16 protein-coding genes and 2 pseudogenes are annotated in these 16,110 nt (G+C 60.9%); 12 read left to right on the top strand and 6 right to left on the bottom strand.

All coding sequences use genetic code 11. The features are described 5' to 3' along the window. Nucleotides 1-37 precede the first annotated feature (37 nt). From dapF to JCM12178_RS18305, 4 genes are all read left to right on the top strand, one after another. On the top strand, nt 38-898 hold the full coding sequence (gene dapF / locus JCM12178_RS09085; RefSeq protein ID WP_054650709.1) for a diaminopimelate epimerase: 861 nt from the start codon (nt 38-40) through the stop codon (nt 896-898). Between the two features lie 170 nt (nt 899-1,068). Further along, nucleotides 1,069-2,412 (top strand): NlpC/P60 family N-terminal domain-containing protein, encoded by a 1,344-nt coding sequence (locus JCM12178_RS09080; protein ID WP_054650707.1) that lies wholly within the window; start codon nt 1,069-1,071, stop codon nt 2,410-2,412. Continuing rightward, nucleotides 2,409-2,693 (top strand): hypothetical protein, encoded by a 285-nt coding sequence (locus tag JCM12178_RS09075; protein ID WP_054650705.1) that lies wholly within the window; start codon nt 2,409-2,411, stop codon nt 2,691-2,693. The genes JCM12178_RS09080 and JCM12178_RS09075 overlap by 4 nt, the downstream gene beginning before the upstream one ends. A gap of 105 nt (nt 2,694-2,798) precedes the next feature. Beyond that, a complete protein-coding gene (locus JCM12178_RS18305) occupies nt 2,799-3,659 on the top strand; it encodes a hypothetical protein (protein WP_157054847.1) in 861 nt (286 codons plus the stop codon). A 63-nt stretch (nt 3,660-3,722) separates the two neighbouring features. On the opposite strand, the gene JCM12178_RS09065 is transcribed toward JCM12178_RS18305, so the two are convergent. Next, nucleotides 3,723-4,145, bottom strand: coding sequence for a DUF5675 family protein (locus tag JCM12178_RS09065; RefSeq protein WP_054650703.1), 423 nt, complete (start codon nt 4,143-4,145; stop codon nt 3,723-3,725). A 132-nt stretch (nt 4,146-4,277) separates the two neighbouring features. Here JCM12178_RS09065 and JCM12178_RS09060 point away from each other — a divergent pair, with 132 nt between their 5' ends. The 4 genes from JCM12178_RS09060 (at nt 4,278) to JCM12178_RS09045 (ending at nt 7,869) form a co-directional block, all read left to right on the top strand. Beyond that, entirely contained in the window at nt 4,278-4,997 is a 720-nt protein-coding gene (locus JCM12178_RS09060) for a S24/S26 family peptidase (protein ID WP_054650701.1), read from the top strand. Nucleotides 4,998-5,006: 9 nt separating this feature from the next. Next, nucleotides 5,007-5,393, top strand: coding sequence for a hypothetical protein (locus JCM12178_RS09055; protein WP_054650699.1), 387 nt, complete (start codon nt 5,007-5,009; stop codon nt 5,391-5,393). A gap of 633 nt (nt 5,394-6,026) precedes the next feature. Continuing rightward, complete coding sequence (locus JCM12178_RS09050; RefSeq protein ID WP_054650697.1) at nt 6,027-7,283, top strand: EAL and HDOD domain-containing protein; 1,257 nt, start codon at nt 6,027-6,029, stop codon at nt 7,281-7,283. A gap of 82 nt (nt 7,284-7,365) precedes the next feature. After that, nucleotides 7,366-7,869 carry a hypothetical protein gene (locus JCM12178_RS09045; protein ID WP_054650695.1) on the top strand — a complete coding sequence of 168 codons (504 nt, stop codon included), beginning with the start codon at nt 7,366-7,368 and terminating at the stop codon, nt 7,867-7,869. A gap of 2 nt (nt 7,870-7,871) precedes the next feature. On the opposite strand, the gene JCM12178_RS09040 is transcribed toward JCM12178_RS09045, so the two are convergent. After that, nucleotides 7,872-8,741, bottom strand: coding sequence for a radical SAM protein (locus JCM12178_RS09040; protein WP_054650693.1), 870 nt, complete (start codon nt 8,739-8,741; stop codon nt 7,872-7,874). A gap of 86 nt (nt 8,742-8,827) precedes the next feature. Here JCM12178_RS09040 and JCM12178_RS19620 point away from each other — a divergent pair. The 3 genes and pseudogenes from JCM12178_RS19620 to JCM12178_RS09030 all read left to right on the top strand — a co-directional run. Then, nucleotides 8,828-9,073: pseudogene (locus tag JCM12178_RS19620) on the top strand (PAS domain-containing protein); the annotation flags it as partial. A gap of 122 nt (nt 9,074-9,195) precedes the next feature. Then, nucleotides 9,196-11,262 (top strand): ATP-binding protein, encoded by a 2,067-nt coding sequence (locus tag JCM12178_RS09035; RefSeq protein ID WP_245628694.1) that lies wholly within the window; start codon nt 9,196-9,198, stop codon nt 11,260-11,262. After that, complete coding sequence (locus JCM12178_RS09030) at nt 11,240-11,608, top strand: response regulator (RefSeq protein WP_054650691.1); 369 nt, start codon at nt 11,240-11,242, stop codon at nt 11,606-11,608. The genes JCM12178_RS09035 and JCM12178_RS09030 overlap by 23 nt, the downstream gene beginning before the upstream one ends. A gap of 32 nt (nt 11,609-11,640) precedes the next feature. Here JCM12178_RS09030 and JCM12178_RS09025 read toward each other — a convergent pair whose 3' ends face one another. The 4 genes from JCM12178_RS09025 to JCM12178_RS09010 all read right to left on the bottom strand — a co-directional run bounded on the left by JCM12178_RS09025 (nt 11,641) and on the right by JCM12178_RS09010 (nt 15,655). Further along, the gene (locus tag JCM12178_RS09025) at nt 11,641-12,318 is read right to left on the bottom strand and encodes a CBS and ACT domain-containing protein (protein ID WP_054650689.1); all 678 of its coding nucleotides are present in this window, start codon (nt 12,316-12,318) and stop codon (nt 11,641-11,643) included. Between the two features lie 84 nt (nt 12,319-12,402). Next, nucleotides 12,403-12,690, bottom strand: coding sequence for an Hpt domain-containing protein (locus JCM12178_RS09020; RefSeq protein ID WP_054650687.1), 288 nt, complete (start codon nt 12,688-12,690; stop codon nt 12,403-12,405). A gap of 29 nt (nt 12,691-12,719) precedes the next feature. Beyond that, the gene (locus JCM12178_RS20295) at nt 12,720-12,950 is read right to left on the bottom strand and encodes a response regulator (RefSeq protein WP_054650685.1); all 231 of its coding nucleotides are present in this window, start codon (nt 12,948-12,950) and stop codon (nt 12,720-12,722) included. Continuing rightward, nucleotides 12,947-15,655: a PAS domain-containing hybrid sensor histidine kinase/response regulator gene (locus tag JCM12178_RS09010; protein WP_172677100.1), complete on the bottom strand. Its 2,709-nt coding sequence runs from the start codon at nt 15,653-15,655 to the stop codon at nt 12,947-12,949. The genes JCM12178_RS20295 and JCM12178_RS09010 overlap by 4 nt, the downstream gene beginning before the upstream one ends. A gap of 156 nt (nt 15,656-15,811) precedes the next feature. Here JCM12178_RS09010 and JCM12178_RS09005 point away from each other — a divergent pair. Next, nucleotides 15,812-16,110: pseudogene (locus tag JCM12178_RS09005) on the top strand (hypothetical protein); the annotation flags it as partial.

Below are 16,110 nucleotides of genomic sequence, written 5' to 3'. Positions count from 1 at the left end.
CGTTCCGCAAAAACAGCAACCAACGGAGACCGCACCAATGAGCGATTTCTTCGGGCAGAGCGTGCCCTTTTTCAAGATGCAGGGCTGCGGGAACGACTTCGTGGTCATCGACAACCGCGAACTGAACGTCCCCGAAGCCGACATGGCCGAGTGGGCCGAGAAAGTCTGCGCCCGCGCCTTCGGCGTCTGTGCCGACGGACTGTTTTTCATCGACAACGCCCCGGAAGGCTCCGGCCTCGACTATCGCTGGCACTTCTACAACAACGACGGCAGCCGCGCCGAAATGTGCGGCAACGCCTCCCGCTGCATGGGACGCCTTGCCTTTGAGCTTGGTATCGCCCCGCGCGAGCACACCTTCGGAACCGACGCCGGGCCCATCAAGGCCGAAGTCATCACCGAAGGCCCGCAGGCCGGAGAAGTGAAAGTGCAGCTGACCCCGCCCCAAGGCACCTCGCTCAATACCGCGCTGGACCTGAACGGCGAGACCATCACCGTGCATTTTGCGGACACCGGCGTGCCCCACGCGGTCGTCTTCCTCGACGACGTCTCGGCCGTGGACATCAAGAAGCTCGGCGCGGCCATCCGCTACCACGAGCACTTTGCACCGGCCGGGACCAACGCCAACTTCGCGCAGGTCATCGACGAAAACACCATGCTGCTTCGCACCTACGAGCGCGGCGTGGAGGACGAGACCTACGCCTGCGGCACCGGCGCGGCGGCAACGCAGCTCGTGGCGCATGAGCTTGGCCTCACCGCACCCACCGCAGCCCTGACCACCAGCGGCAAGGAGGTGCTGACCATCTCCCTTGAAAATGACAATGTCTTCCTGCAGGGCGCGGCCACACTCGTGTTCAAGGGTGAACTCTATCCTGCCGCAATGGGCCTCAAGCTGCCCTAGCCTGACCGCATACGTACACACAAACGGCACGGCGCAATGCGTCGTGCCGTTTTTCTTTTGATTGGAAAAATACAGGCCACCGCAGCAACGCATTTCACAACGCAGTGAGAGAGCGGTATAATTTTGCTCGCCTCCTTGACACAGCCCGCCGAAACGATTCACATTGTTCCATGCTCGTCTTTCCTATCCGAAACTCCATCGTTCTCGGCCTCGTCGCCCTGCTGCTGGCGGCCTGTGCGCCCAAGCTCGACCGGCCCATCGCGGACGTCAGAACCATGCCCCAGAACGCCGGGGCATACCACGGCCTGCCCGGCGACAAGCCGCTGCTCTCTCCGGCGGTTCAGGCGGTCATGTACGCGGACTTTTTGAAACGGCACTTTGCCCCGTGGCACCGGGAAGCCGCTCAGACCCCGCCCGACTGGGCTTTCTGGGCGCTGGACCGCTTCAAGGGAAAAGCGCTCTACGGACAGAACACCCGCCACCGGGATGACTCGTGGCTGGAGCGAATGCGCGAGGCTTCACAGCCAGAGACCTATCCCAGCATGGCCCGCCCGGCCGTGACGCTGGAGATGACCTCCATGCGCGCGCTGCCCACCAACGAGCCGGTCTTCTATGACTTCTCCAAAGCCGGGGAAGGGTTCCCCTTTGACTACAACCAGAACACGCTCGTCCCCGCCGGGACGCCGCTTTTCGTCACGCACAGCAGCGCGGACGGCCGATACGTGCTGGCCGAATGCCGCTACGCCTTCGGCTGGATTCCGGTGCGTGACGTCGCCTATGCGGACGAGAGCTTCCGCAGGGACTTCGAGGCCCAGTCTCTCGCCGCCTTCATTCGAGATGATGTAGCCGTTCGCGACGCATTCGGCATTTACCGGCTCACCGCAGGGGTCGGCACCGTGTTGCCGGTCTACGGCCACGCGGACGGCGGGCCGCTGAACGTCATGGTCCCGGTGCGGATGCCGGACGGACTGGCCGCCGCCATCCCTGCCGCGCTGCCCGAAGGCGTTGCCGTCAATCAGCCGCTTGCTCCCACGCCGGACAATTTTGCGGCCATTGCCGACGCGGTTCTCGGCAAGCCCTACGGCTGGGGCGGTCTTTACGAAGATCGCGACTGCTCGGCGCTGACCATGGACATCATGACACCCTTCGGCATCTATCTGCCGAGAAACTCCAGCCAGCAGGCGAAGCACGGCCGCTTCACGACCATGGACATGATGGCTCCACAGCTCAAAAAGGATTTCATTGCCGAAGCCGCCACCCCGTTCCTCACGCTGGTGCGCAGTCCGGGCCATATCATGCTCTACATCGGGAATCATGACGGTGAACCCGCCATACTGCACGCCATGTGGGGCGTGAAGACCCGCTCCCACGGCAAGGAAGGTCGCCATGTGGTGGGCAAGGCCGTGGTGACGACACTCTCTCCGGGCAGTGAACTGCCGGATATCGAACGCCCGCTCATCGACACGGTAACGGGCGTGACCGACCTCAAACCCGCAACAGGAGACATGCCGTGATACGCCTCATCGCCGTCCTGCTTCTGGTCGCGACGATGGCTCCCGCCGCCATGGCGGACGAAGTCATCACCATCCGCAAAGACCTTTTTTGCTCTGTGCACGAAATCAACTTCGGCACCCGGACCTTTGACTGCGTCAAGGGCGCGGTCATCGAAAGCCGCTGGATTTGCGAATTCGAAGGCGAAGTGACCTGCAGGCTCGAAGGCGACGAGGCCGTGACGCGCACCTTTGCCAACCCCTTCAACGGCCACATTTGCCGTAGACTCTGCAAGCCCCAATAGACAAATAATGGACACCGGCCCGGATGCCCCGGACCGGTGTCAGGCGCAATGCGCCGATTACGCTTTTCTTTTTGAAAGGGGAACGGTTGTTGCTTTCATAAAGGCATGAAACGCAAAACCGTCATACGAACGACGCTGGTGGCGTTGGCGGCTGCCGTGCTGCCCGGCTGTCTGGCCATAAACATGCTGCTTGGTGCGGGAAGTATGTTCGTCGGCGGCCCCGTGCAGTACGCAAGCGCGGCCTACACACTGGGTGAATATTCATATCACTACGCCGTCAACGACAAGAACCCCGGCGAAGTCATTGAAGACAAGATCGCGTGGCTGGTTCCCGACAAACCCGAGCAGGCCCCGATCCAGCTGGCCGCAAACGTGCCGGAGATTCCGGTCTCGCATCTTCCTGCTTCCGGGTTGGAGTTGCCGCCAGTCAGGTCAACAGACACCTCCCCACACCCGCTTCAGCTTGCCGCCATCGAATCGGTCCGGCTACCGAAACCTGCACCTGAAGTCAGGGCGCAAGGCGAGCCGAACCGCATCAGACCCGCCAAGACATCGACCCCGGCACCGCATGCAGCAGCTCCAGAACCCGCCTCGCCCGAGCCGGAAACCGTTATCGCAGCCAATCCGAAGCCGGTCAGGGCCGAACCGCCCACCGTGCTCCAGCGCGAACGCCGGTTCCGACAACTCGATCGCATGCTCGTCGAGGCACAGGACTCCCTGCGGATTCAGGTCCCGGATTCCCGCCGCGGCATCAACGGCACATGGCAGGTTCGGCATAGAATCGACGAACAGCCGTACTCCTACGCTTGCGCCGGGCCAGTTCCGCCTCGCGTTCAAACATCTCCGCGATGTTCCTGTCGCGCTGCTTTCGCACCCAGTCGCGCAGGTCGTCGGGCAATGCGCGCCAGCCGCCCCGGCCGCGCCGCTTCCACGCTGGCAGCCCTTCCTCCACCACCAGATGCATGATCTCCTTGTGACTCTCGCCGATTGCCTCGCAAATCTGCTTGGCTCCTTTCAGACAAATAATCGTCATGCCGCCTCCGCAAGTGTACGACATCCGATAATCTCAACCTCGAAGGAATCTTCCCCGGCAAGGGTTGCCAGAAACTCGTCCATGGCGTCAGCCGAGGCAAGAATGCCTCGATGTGCGCCCAAGGAGCCGAACCGACGGCCAAGCAGGATGCATCCCGAGGTGTCCTCCACGATATTCCCGCTATGGAAGAGAATGGCGTCCCGCCCCGGCACGCCCGCAATCTCGAACGTATGGCCATGCCGTGGCGAAAGCACCCGGCGGCACGAATACCGCCCCGCCGGGATGCAGGACATAAATTGCCGGTTGTCCATATTCGGGCACTCCAGAGTCACGCAGAACGCCCGCCCTGCCAACGAGAGAACGCCAAAGGTGCCGTCACTCGATTCCTCAATCCGTACAATGCTTACAAGTGGTTTCATCTTTTCCTCCCGCGCTGATATTTGTCAGACGACTAAACTTTTGTCAACACAAAAAGCCATATCGCTTTAGACATTTGCCAAAATGCGTGTATAGTCAGCGGGTATCAAAGCCAACTCCCACAAGGAGCACCTATGTCCTTTACCGATCAGATCCGGCAGGCCCTGAGCAGCCGGGTGGGCAAGGGTAAGCGGTTCGCCAACAACAAGCGCATGGCCGACGAACTGGAAGTCGATCCGTCGCAGTTGAACCGCTTTCTGAAGCGCGAGCGGGGACTGACAGCCGATTCGCTCGGCAAGATTCTGGATCGTCTCGGAGCCAGAATCATGTTTCCGGACGAACCGCACGAGCAGTCCATGGAAGTGGTGCTCTCCTCCGAGGGAGCGCTCACCCCGTCCTCCAGCGACTACATCGCGGTGCCCATAACCAGCCCCGCGCTGGCGGCCCAGCCCGGCCACATCCCCGAAGACGCGGTGGAAGGCTGGATTCTCGCGTGGCGGCACCATGAGTCCATCCGCTTCCGCACCAACCTCGCGGCAATGCGCATCCCGCAGGGGGACCAGTCGCTGGCGCCCCTGCTGACGCCGGGCGATATCGTGCTTATAGACCGCAACGACAAAGACCCCTCCCCTTCAGGCAGAATCATGCTGACCAGTTCGCCGCAGGGCGCGGCATCCGTACGGCGCGTGGACGCCAGAAACACTCCCGCGGGACTGCAACTGGTGTTTTATACGGAAAATACTCGCGAATACCCGCCGGGCACGTTTATGCTGGAAAGCGATTACGAAGGAGAGATAAGCCGGGCCATCGGCGGGAGCATCGTCTCGTCCATGGCTGACATGACACAGAAATAAGGAGCTGAAATGGCCAAACTCATTTACGCGGTTCCCTGCCATGACGTCATCGTGGACAGACAGTCTTCGGACACCACGTTCATCAGAAGCATCGAACACGCGTCCCCCACGGAACTCCCGGCCACGCTGCCGGGATTCTTCATCGGCACCCTATGGGAGCCGCAGTCTCCGGACCCGTTCTCCGTCTCCCTGCAACTGAAAACACCCGGCGGCGAGACCGTCCTCCTCGGAAGTCAGGAGGTGCAGCCCGGCGAAAGCATGCTGCACAAGATGACATTCCAGCTTCCCGGACTGGAGGTCAAAGAGGAAGGACGGCACGGCCTGCAGGTCTGCATCCTGGAAGGCGGACAGTGGAAACCCCTTACCGATTTGCCGTTGTTCATAGTCAAACGCTGATTCATTCCATACGAAAGCGCGATATTGTTTTTCATGATATCGCCTGCGGACGGGCAGGAGCTGTTTTACCCAGCTCCTGCCCGTATTTTTCATCTGATTGCAGGTAATTGCGCCTGATTACGCGGACAGGCGAAAATCAGTAAAATTTATTATTATACGCCACTGACACAAGGGTGCTCAAATAGGTTTATCTATAGATTTTTTCTATACATCTCGTGGACAAGGGTCAATGTTTCTACTATACAATACTCCCTTGCCGATACTAAACGATTAGCTTGTATTTCTATAGGAGGCTTTATGCTACCCTTTCTCTTCATCCTCCCGGACAGTCACGGAGCACTGCCGCGCACAGCAGATCTGGCAATGAACGGCATTGTCATCTCCTCCGCCATGGACACCAGCGAGGCCGAGGAGGCTCACGGCTCAAGTCAGGCACCGCCGCCACCGGAAAACAGCACTCCCGCACCCCTGACCGACACCCGCAACAGCTGTGATTCTCTGAGAAAAAAACGGCAAACAACAGATGTTCACACAAAAAAATTGTCAAGGGTCTAAATATGACCATTTATTGACGTGTTCTGTTCAACTATGCATACTCATATGGAATTTTTGCATTACTAGGGGAGCAAAGCCATGAGCGACAGCACCACCTATCAAAACATATTTATGGCCCGGCAACCCATCTTCACGGAAAATATGAAGATATGGGGCCATCTCCTGCTTTTTCGCGACAGCATCGACGCTACGTCCGCTGACATCTCGGACTGCTCCGAGGCGACGCTTGAGGTGCTTGCCAACCTGCCCCTGTGCTCGGCTGACGACTCGGGACAGGAAAAGGCGCTCATTCATTTCACCCCGGAGATTCTCAAACGGGGCATCACCCACGTGCTTCCCAGCCGTTCAACCACCATCATACTCGAACGCGACCCCTTCCCGCCGGAAGGTCTGATCGACACCCTCAAGGGCCTGCGAAGGGAAGGATTCATGGTGGCCGTGGACAACTTCGATCCCGAAGTCAAATGTCCGCTGGACGAAGTGGCCGACATGGTCATCATCGACATCAACGGCAAGGATTCAACCACCCTGATTGAAAACGTGGCCAGAGCGCGCAGTCTCTCCATAACCCACGTCATGGCAAAACGCGTGGAAACGCCCGAGGCCATGCGCGAGGCCAAACAGGCCGGATTCACCCTGTTTCACGGTTACTTCTTTAAAAAACCAAAGACTGTTGCCGGACGCAAACTCACCTCGAGTGAAATCACCCGCCTCAAGCTCTTCGATCTCATAGAAAAGGAAGAGCCGGACTTCGACGCCCTCACCGACGCCATTGAAGCGGACGTTGCCATCAGCTACCGTTTACTGGCGTTTCTGAACTCCGCGAGCTTCAGCTTTTCCACCACCATCAAATCCATCAAGCAGGCGGTGGTGCTGGCCGGATGGCGGCCCATCCGCAACTGGGTCAGGCTGGTCATCCTCACGGACATGAACACCACGGAACGTGGCCGCGAGCTCGCATACCTCTGCGCCCACCGGGCCAAACTCTTCGAGACCGCTGCGCTTGGTGCCGAGTTCGAGGACATCTCGGACAAGCTTTTCATGCTCGGCCTGTTCTCGCTGCTGGACGCGTTGCTCGACATGGACATGGAACAAGCGCTGGCGCACCTGCCAATCGATCAGGAGATCAAGGACGCCCTCTCGGGCGAAGACAACCGCCTTTCCCCGTGGCTGTCTCTGGCCTCGGCAATCGAAAATTCCAACTGGGACGAAGTTGCAAGCGTCTCGCGTGTCCTCGGCCTGCAGCCCGGCACCGTGGCCGTCAGCTACCAGCACGCCTTCACGTGGGCCGATTCCTTTTTCGGCGACTCCGGCAGCAGCGAGACCAAGCAGTGATCGTCGCACGCGCGCTTCTGGCGGCCGCCTGCTCGCCCTCGCCGCCTTTGGCGCGGCCAGCGCCTTGGCTGCGGACACACCGGTGCAACCGGGTTCAAGCTTCAACCTGCGCATCCACAACTACCAGCTCAACGAGTACGGCGCGCTTGAAGAAACCGAGACCGGCGTGCTTCCGCTGGAGCGTGCGGCCATCCAGTCCATCGGCTCGCGCGACTACCGCTACGACCCCAATGGCGACGCCACCTTTGTGCTTGATATTCGGCTGACCTGCTTTGAGCCGCACTTTGCGGCCGAGTCCGCCATGAAGAACGCTTTGAAATTTCCCGAGACAGAGCCGGGCTACGAGTTGCCGGTCCTTCCCGACAGAGTATTCGTCTGGTCCCCGGAGCTGGAAAAACTGCCCAAAAACGTTTGCGGCGCAAGTGCCGCCGTGACCATCGGACGCCGCGAAGGGGGCAAGATCACCCCGCTCGGAACGCGAAACGTCTCTGTTCAGGGCAAAAACGAAGTCGGCTGTCCCTTCACCGCCTGTGAAAAGGCCATCCTGCCACCGCTGCTGCGGACCCTCGAAACACTTTTTCCTTAATATCAGAGTCGCCGCGACCATTCCGGTCGCATGGCCCGCTTGCCGGAAGCACTCTCGTCCAACAGGGCCATGATGCGCTCCCTGTCGGCGGGCATCCGCGCCCGAAACGGCGCGTGGTTGGACGCGTGGTTGGCGAGCAGCAACCCCCGGTAATCGCCAAGCCCGGCCACCAGCTCACGGAGTTCGGCAACCATGCCGTCGGCGTCCGGAAGGATGAACCGGCCCGCCTCGATGTCATCCCACAGCGGCGTTCCGGGTATGGGCATCAGACTGAGGGCCGCGATCTGGTGCGGGCCCATCTCCGTAAGCGCCTGCGCGGTCTTTCGCGCATGCTCCATGCTTCCCTCAACACCGCCAAGGCCGTTCAGGACCGTGACGTTCAGCTTCAGCCCCGCACGCACGATGCGCTGTCCGGCGCGAACGATGTCCTCCACCGAGCTGCCCTTGTTCATGCGCTCCAGCACGCCCTGATCACCGGACTCCAGCCCCATGTAGACCATGCGCAGCCCGGCCTCGCGGAGCCTCAGCAAATCCTCGTCCGACTTGCCGCGCAGGTTCCGCGCCGAGACGTATGAGCTGACACGCTTCACGCCGGGCAGGACCCGGCCAATCATCTCAAGCAACGCTTCGAGCCGGTGCATGGGCAGGGCCAGCACGTCCCCGTCGCAGAGAAACAGTCGACGATGCCGTGGCATGTGCGCCGCGACCCAGCGCAGGTCGGCCTCTATATCCTCGGGGGGACGAACGGCGAACGGCTTGTCCCGGTATGCGCCGCAAAAAGCGCACTTTCCGTGGGAGCAGCCGAGCGTGACCTGCAAAAGGATGCTGTCCGCCTCGGACGGTGGACGGATGACGGTTCCATGGTGTTCCATGCCCCGAGTATGCCCGGCATTGAACCTCCTGACAATTCCGGGGAATCCCATTGACTCGAAACCTGTCATTGAATAATGATGAATGGATGGAAAAATCCGCAACCAGCCGGGATACAAAGGCGTCAAGAGCCCGTTCTTCCTACGTGTCACTTGACGCGACCACGCAGGCGCTGCTTCGGGCCTGTCCCGAGCCGTCATTCATCGTGGGCAGCGGCGGCATAATCTTCGCCGCCAACGATGAGGCCGCCCGGATGTTCGGTCTTTCCAGCAGCGAGGAGCTTACCAGCCTCAACCTTTACGAGCTTTTGCCCGAAGACATGCTTATAATGCGGCGGGACAGGATTCGCCGTGCAGCGCGGGACCAGCGCATCTCCCGCTTCGAAGAGGTCATCAACGGCCGCTCCTACATGCACACCGTCGTCCCCATTGGCGAAGACAGCGGGGCGGATTGCGCGTGGCCGTGTGCTCGCAGGACCTCACCCCGCTGCGCCAGACCGACGAAGACCTCAGGCGGGAGCAACAGCGACAAATATTCTTCATGGAGTCCCTGCCCGGACTTGTCTTCCACATATACCGCGACAACACCATTCGCTACGCGAACCGATATTTCCGCAAACTATTCGGAAGCCCCAAGGGGCAGCCTTGCAACGAACTGCTCAAGTGCAACGGTAGCGACTGCTCCATCTGCCCGCCCAAGGACGCGATGGACAACGACAAGGCTCTGGAAAAGGACTGGACCGCTCCCAACGGGCGGACATTCCACGTCCAGTACAGCCCCATGACCGACAGCTCCGGGGAACGGATGGTCATGGCGCTCGGAATCGATATCACCGCGAGAAAAGAGGCCGAGGACGCGCTTCTCAAGGCGCGCGACGAGCTTGAGGACCGTGTCAGACAGCGAACCAAAGAGCTTCAGCGGGCCAACTCGCAGCTTCGTGCCAAGAGCATCAATCTCGTAAAGGCAAAAAAACGCGCCGACGCCGCCGCACAGGCAAAGTCGAAATTCCTTGCCAACATGAGCCATGAGGTAAGGACACCGCTCAATGCCATCATCGGCATGACCGAACTGGCCATCGGCAGCGGCAACGACGAAGACCGCCGGGAGTACCTCGACAATGTGCTCGAAGCCAGCACGTCACTACTTTCGGTACTCAACGACATTCTTGATTTCTCCAAGATCGAGGCCCAGAAACTCTCGCTCGAATCGCTGGATTTCGACCCCCGCAAGGTTGTTGGCAGTGCGCTGGACATGTACCGGCCCACTGCCGAGGAAAAAGGGCTCGAACTCTTCTGCGAGGTGGACGAAGACGTCCCGGCAACCCTCCGCGGAGACCCCTCACGGCTGCGGCAGATTCTTCTGAACCTCCTCGGCAACGCCATCAAATTCACCGCCAAAGGCTCGGTGGGCATCCGCGCGGAAAACGCCGACCCCGAGGACCATCGCCACATCCTTCGCTTCTCGGTCACGGATACCGGCATCGGCATCCCCGAGGACAAACAGCAGGCCATTTTCGAAAGCTTCCTGCAGGCCGACGACTCCGTGACCCGCAAGCACGGCGGCACCGGCCTCGGACTGGCCATCAGCCGTCTGCTGGTTGACCTCATGGACGGGCAGATGACCATTTCCAGCCGCGAGGGCGAGGGCAGCACGTTCGCCTTCACGGCCGCATTTGACAAAGCCTCCGGCGAAGAGGTCTGCCACGACGAGGAGCCGCTGCCGGAACTGCCAAAACTGAACATCCTGCTCGCCGACGACAACCGTCTCAACCGTCAGCTTGCGGCAACGGTCCTCAAGGAGCGCGGTCACGACATCACCTCCGCCGAAAACGGGCAGGAAGTGCTCGACCTCCTGCGGGCGGCCAAATTCGACCTCGTGCTCATGGACGTTCAGATGCCGGTCATGGACGGCGTAAGCGCCACGCGGGCCATCCGAACACCCGGCAGCGGGGTGCTCGACCCGAACATTCCCGTCGTGGCCATCACCGCCCACGCCCTCAAGGGCGACCGGGAACGCTTTCTGGAGACCGGCATGAACGCCTACGTCTCCAAGCCCATCCGCGTAAACGACCTGGTGCGGGCCATCGCCAGCGCCTATTTCGGCAGGGAAGGCAGGGAGGCCTCGGCCAGAAAGGTTTTAGCAGGCGAAGAACAGACCTTTGACCGAGAAACGGCCCTCTCCCTCCTTGACGGACGAGTCGAATTACTGTCTATGATGGATGGTATATTCCTGCGCGACACTCCAAAGGACCTGAGTGCGCTGGAAGGCGCCCTCGACAGCGGGGATCTTGAAACGGCCAAGCGCCACGCCCACTCCATCAAGGGTTCTTCGCGCACCGTGGGCGCGGTCAAGGCCGGGTCCATTGCGGAACAGCTGGAATACCAGTGCGGCAAAGGCGAAAAGCAGGCCGCATTCGACAGCTTTGCCTCGCTGAAGGCGGAAGTTGAAACGGCGCTGAAACTCATCGGAGCGGAACAGGACGGCTTACAGGGAGGAGAGGATGAAGACAATTCTGGTGGTTGACGACGCCCCGATGATCCGGGAACTCATCCAGAGCGTTCTGGAGGCCGAAGGATACAAGGTCATTCTGGCCGAAGACGGGGAAGAAGCCGTGGCAGCTTACCGTGACAACGACATCGACCTGAGCATCATCGACATTTTCCTGCCCAAAAAGGGCGGACTGCAGGTCATGGGCGACATGGTCCGCATGGACAAGCCGCCGAAGTTCATCGCCATTTCCGGCGGCGAGGCTTTCAACCCGGAAGCGATCGTCGAACTGGCAAAGGTCTACGACGTTGTCGAGACCTTCACCAAGCCCATCAATACCAGAAAACTCGTGGAAACGGTCCGAAAGACCCTTGAGGATTGATCCTGCGGCGCAGGGCTTCCCGCGCCGCGCCGTTACAGACAGTCTACCGTAATGCCCTCGTTCACGTAATAGAGCACCGTGAACCGTCCCGAAAGGGTGTTCACCACTTCCTCCACAGACATGTCACCCATGTCCGCCACGCGAATGTACGCGTTTCGATAGTTGGCCTTTTCCACGTCATACGAAGTGAACACGCTGGTGAAGGAAACGCCCAGCTGCCGCAGCTCGTTCAGCAACTCGGCAAGAGGGCCGGGCCGGGCTTCCAGTCGGAAGGCGAGTTGCGCACCGCCGCGCACCGCTCCGGTTGCCGAACAGAGAAAACGCATGACGTCGGCCTGAGTGATGATGCCCACCAGCTCCCCGTCATCCACGACGGGCAGGCCGCCGATCTTGTTGCGCACGATGATCTCGGCCACGGTGTCCATGCAGGTTGTGGACTGCACGGTGTAGGGGTCGAGGGTCATGATATCACCTGCGGTAAGGGTGGAGAGGTCCGCGCCAGCATGGCCGTTCACGTCGCCGGGCAGGAACTTGGACGGCATGGCATCCCTCACGTCCCTGTCCGATACGATTCCAACCACGGTTCCTTCCGGGTCTATGACCGGAAACTGCCTGATGCTTTTGCGGTGCAGTATCTCTGCGGCATCAATCAGCGTGGACGATACGCCCAGCGTCAACACATTGCGGGTCATCCATTCTCTGACGAGCATTCAGCCTCCTGGGCCGAAGTGTCGGCCTCTTCGTAACATATCGCCATTGCGCCCGAATTGCAAAACAAACCGCTGCGCTCGGGTTTAATCCAGCGTCTTTCGGAACTCCTTGACCGCACGGGATATTTCTCCAAACTCTTCCAGCAGGACACGCGCTCCTTCGAACGCTTCGGCCTCCTTTCCGTCAAGAATGTCCCGTTCAAGTCGCCGGGCCTTTTCCATGGCCTCAAGGGCATGCACGTGGCTGACGAGGTTGGCGATGGCATGCAGGGCCACTGCGGCCTCATGGCCTTCGGACTGATCCACGGCCCGCCGGAGCTCGCGTTCCTTTTCCGTGGATTCGCGCAGAAAGATATCCAGAATCTCGCGCAACAGATCCGCACTGCCCTGAAAACGGCTGCTCAGGCTTCGGCGTCCAAAGTATACCCTTCCCCGGCGGCTTCCTTCCTGATGTCCTTTCTGGGCGAGGGAGCTATTCCGGGCGGGGGCGTACAGGGGAAGCCCTCCGTCAGGCTCTTGCGCTTCCCTCTCACCTGCCGGGCAATGGCCGCGGAGAGAAGCTCCATGTCCACCGGTTTCGTCACATAGTCGTTCATACCCGCTTCCAGCATGCGGTCCCGGTCCCCTTTCATGGCGTACGCGGTGAGGGCGATGATCGGGATGTTCGGGCTGAACTGTCGGCCATCGGACGAACGGATTGCTTGGTGGTCTCCATGCCGTCCATCTCGGGCATCTGGATGTCCATGAGCACGAGATCGAAGGGCGGCCGGGACCGGCGCAGCATTTCGAGCGCCTCCAGCCCGTTGTTCGCCACCCTGACCTCATGACCGAACATGGTCAGGAAGTGCGTCAGGAACTTCTGGTTGAGCGGGTTGTCCTCGGCCATGAGAATTTTGAGGTTGAAGGCGCTCGGCAGTCCGCTCTGGTCTCCATCGTCCGCGGGCTGAATGCTGTCCGCCGGACCGAACCAGACTTCAAAGGTAAACGTCGAGCCGCGTCCCACCCGGCTGCGCACGCTGATGGTGCCGCCCATCATCTCGGTGAGCTCGCGGCAGATGGCAAGCCCGAGTCCGGTTCCCTGATGCCGTTTGCCCCGGGAGCTGTCCACCTGCGTAAAGCTGTCGAAAATGGTCTCGATCTGCTCCTCGGGGATGCCGATGCCGCTGTCCGAGACCTTGAAGCGAACGGACGAGGCTTCGCCGCGGGTGCTGCCGTTCTCGACCAGCACCTCCACGTGCCCTTGCTCCGTGAACTTGGTGGCGTTGCTGACGAGGTTCCTGAGAATCTGCCCCAGCCGCTCATGATCGCCGTGCAGAAAACGCGGCACGTCATCATCAATAATCAGGTCCAGCTCGATTCCCTTCTGAACGGCCTGGGCCTCGAACGGCTTGACCGTGCGCTCAACCGACTTGCGCAGGTCGAAGTCCTCCTGTTGCAGGCGCATCTTGTCCGCCTCGATCTTGGAGAGGTCAAGCACGTCGTTGATGATGTTCAGGAGTGAGCGCGCCGCATCGCGGATCATGTCCAGATTCTGGCGCTGGTCCGGCTTGAGGCCGGTGGTGATGGTCATCTCGGTCAGGCCGATGATACCGCTGATGGGCGTACGGATTTCATGGCTCATGTTGGCGAGGAAGCGGCTCTTGGCCTTGCTGGCCTCTTCGGCCTCCACCTTGGCCTCTTCGGCTTCGAGGTTGGCGTGCAGCAGCGCATCCTCCATGCGGCCGCGCATGACCGCGCTGCCGAAGATGTCGCCCGCCATGTGCAGGGCCTCGACCTCCACGCCGAGCCACTCGCGCTCCTCCTGCCGTGAGAGCAGGCCCATGATGCCCCACAATCCATCGCCCGTGGCCACGGGCACTGCGATGAGCGACTTGACCCCGATGGCCTCCATGAACTCGCGCTCGCCTTGGGGCATGTTATTCACGGGGCCGACAATGGCCTTGCCAGCCCGGAGCCGCTCCACCCAGCGGGAAAAACGCGGATGATACTGCACCTCCTGCAGTTCGGGCAGCGAAATAAGCGGCACCAGCCCCGGCGCGGACCATTCATGGACCAGCGATCCGAGCAGTTCGCCGTCCGAGCCCACGGTGTTGCGAACAACATAGGCGGTGTCTGCCCCGGCGGAGCGGCCGAGATTTTCGATGATGTGGCCGATCTCCTCTTCCCAGCCGGTCTCCCGCAGGAACCGCCCTGCGGCCCCGCTCACGGCCTGCAGGATGGCGTCGCGTTTCTCAAGCGCCTGCTCGAACCGCTTCTGGGAAGAGATGTCACGGGCGATGCCGTAAGCACGGGCCACCTTTCCTCCCCCGTCCAGCTCCACGCGGCTGTGCAGTTGCAGATGCCGCAGTTCACCCGAAGCGGTGATGACCCTGTACTCGAAATCCAGCGGCCATCCTTCCATGGTCGCCCGGTTGGCCTGATCGAAAATTTCACGGTCCTCGGGGTGCACGAATCGGCGCAGGGAGTCGAAGCCGTTGAGCATCTCGTTTTCATCGCAGCCGAGGATATTCATAAGCCCGCCGGACCATTCCACAGCCCCGCTTTCGTCCATCTCCCAACTGCCGATGCGCGCAACGCTCTGGGCTTCAAGGAGCTGCGTATGGCTGCGCTCCACCCGCAGCTCGGCTTCCTTGTTGCCGGTCACGTCGATGAATACGCCCCTGAGGCCGGGACGGGTTTCGGAGCCCCTGCTCCACGGCTCGGCACAGACGCGAATATGCCTCCCTTCGCCGTTTGGCAAAGTACATCGAAACTCGGTATCGAGCGGTTTTCCACGGCGCTGGGCCCGGCGGATGCCGGCATCGAGCAGAGGCAGGTCGTCCGGATGGACCAACCTGCGCATGGCGCTCAGCGTCATGGGCATTCCGGGAGCAAGGCCGAAAAGATCACAAATGCCATCCGGCCCGGTCAGGCTCTCGTGCTCCGAGTCAAGCTTCCAGAAACAAAACGGGGAGATTCCCGCGACGATTCGCTGGGCCTCGGCCATATCGCGGCATGCGTCCTGCTCCGAAAAATGCCGCCTCGCCCGCCATGCAGCCCGGGCAAGGTCCGTTTCGGCCTCGTCTTCGAGACAGGCGTCGTGGGTCCCGACCTCCATGGCACGGCACGCGGCATCCCAACTCCGGGCCAGCGCCACAGTCGGGCCGAGCTTTCCGGCAGAAGCGAGAATCGAGCGCGCCGCTGTCGCGTCCACGAGCAGGCAGGCGTCTGCTGTACCGGCAGCGTCAGGAGCGTCCAGTTCAGCCTCAACCGACCCACCGCACTCCTCAACGACCCTGCGGGCCCGAGAGAGAAACTGGGAACCGCCTACCAAAACAAACGAATCTCGTTCAGCCATCATCACACTCCGCAGGCCATCACCCGGTATTGCATTTTGGTTCTTTTTTCCGAAGAATGAACATACCAGTACATTACCTGACACGCAATTTGATGATTCCCGTTCACTTGCGAATTTCCCCACCGAGGCGTACCGTTTTAAAGGAGCGTCACCGTCATGAGCATCCTTCGCACCACATGCCTCGCCATCTCGCTGCTACTGCACGTTGCGGCGGGAGCCATGCTGCTCAGTTCGGTCCGTTTCCCCGCCCAGAACAGGGACCTGCTCACCGTGGACCTGACCCGGCTGAAGCAAACCGAAATCGCTCCTGAGCCGCCGCCTTTGCCTGAAGCGCAGCCACAACCGGCAGCGCCCGAACAGGCCGCCGAGACCGAACCTCCCCACCAGACGCCCCCGCAGCCGGACAGACCGGCCATTGCGCCCGAAGACCTGCCCCCGCAGCCGATCCCAAAGGT

It is taken from the genome of Salidesulfovibrio brasiliensis JCM 12178 (assembly GCF_001311825.1).
In the GTDB taxonomy this organism is placed as follows: Bacteria; Desulfobacterota; Desulfovibrionia; order Desulfovibrionales; family Desulfovibrionaceae; genus Pseudodesulfovibrio; species Pseudodesulfovibrio brasiliensis.
The sequence above is the reverse complement of the archived record's forward strand: the minus strand, read 5'-3'. Positions and strand labels throughout refer to the sequence as shown.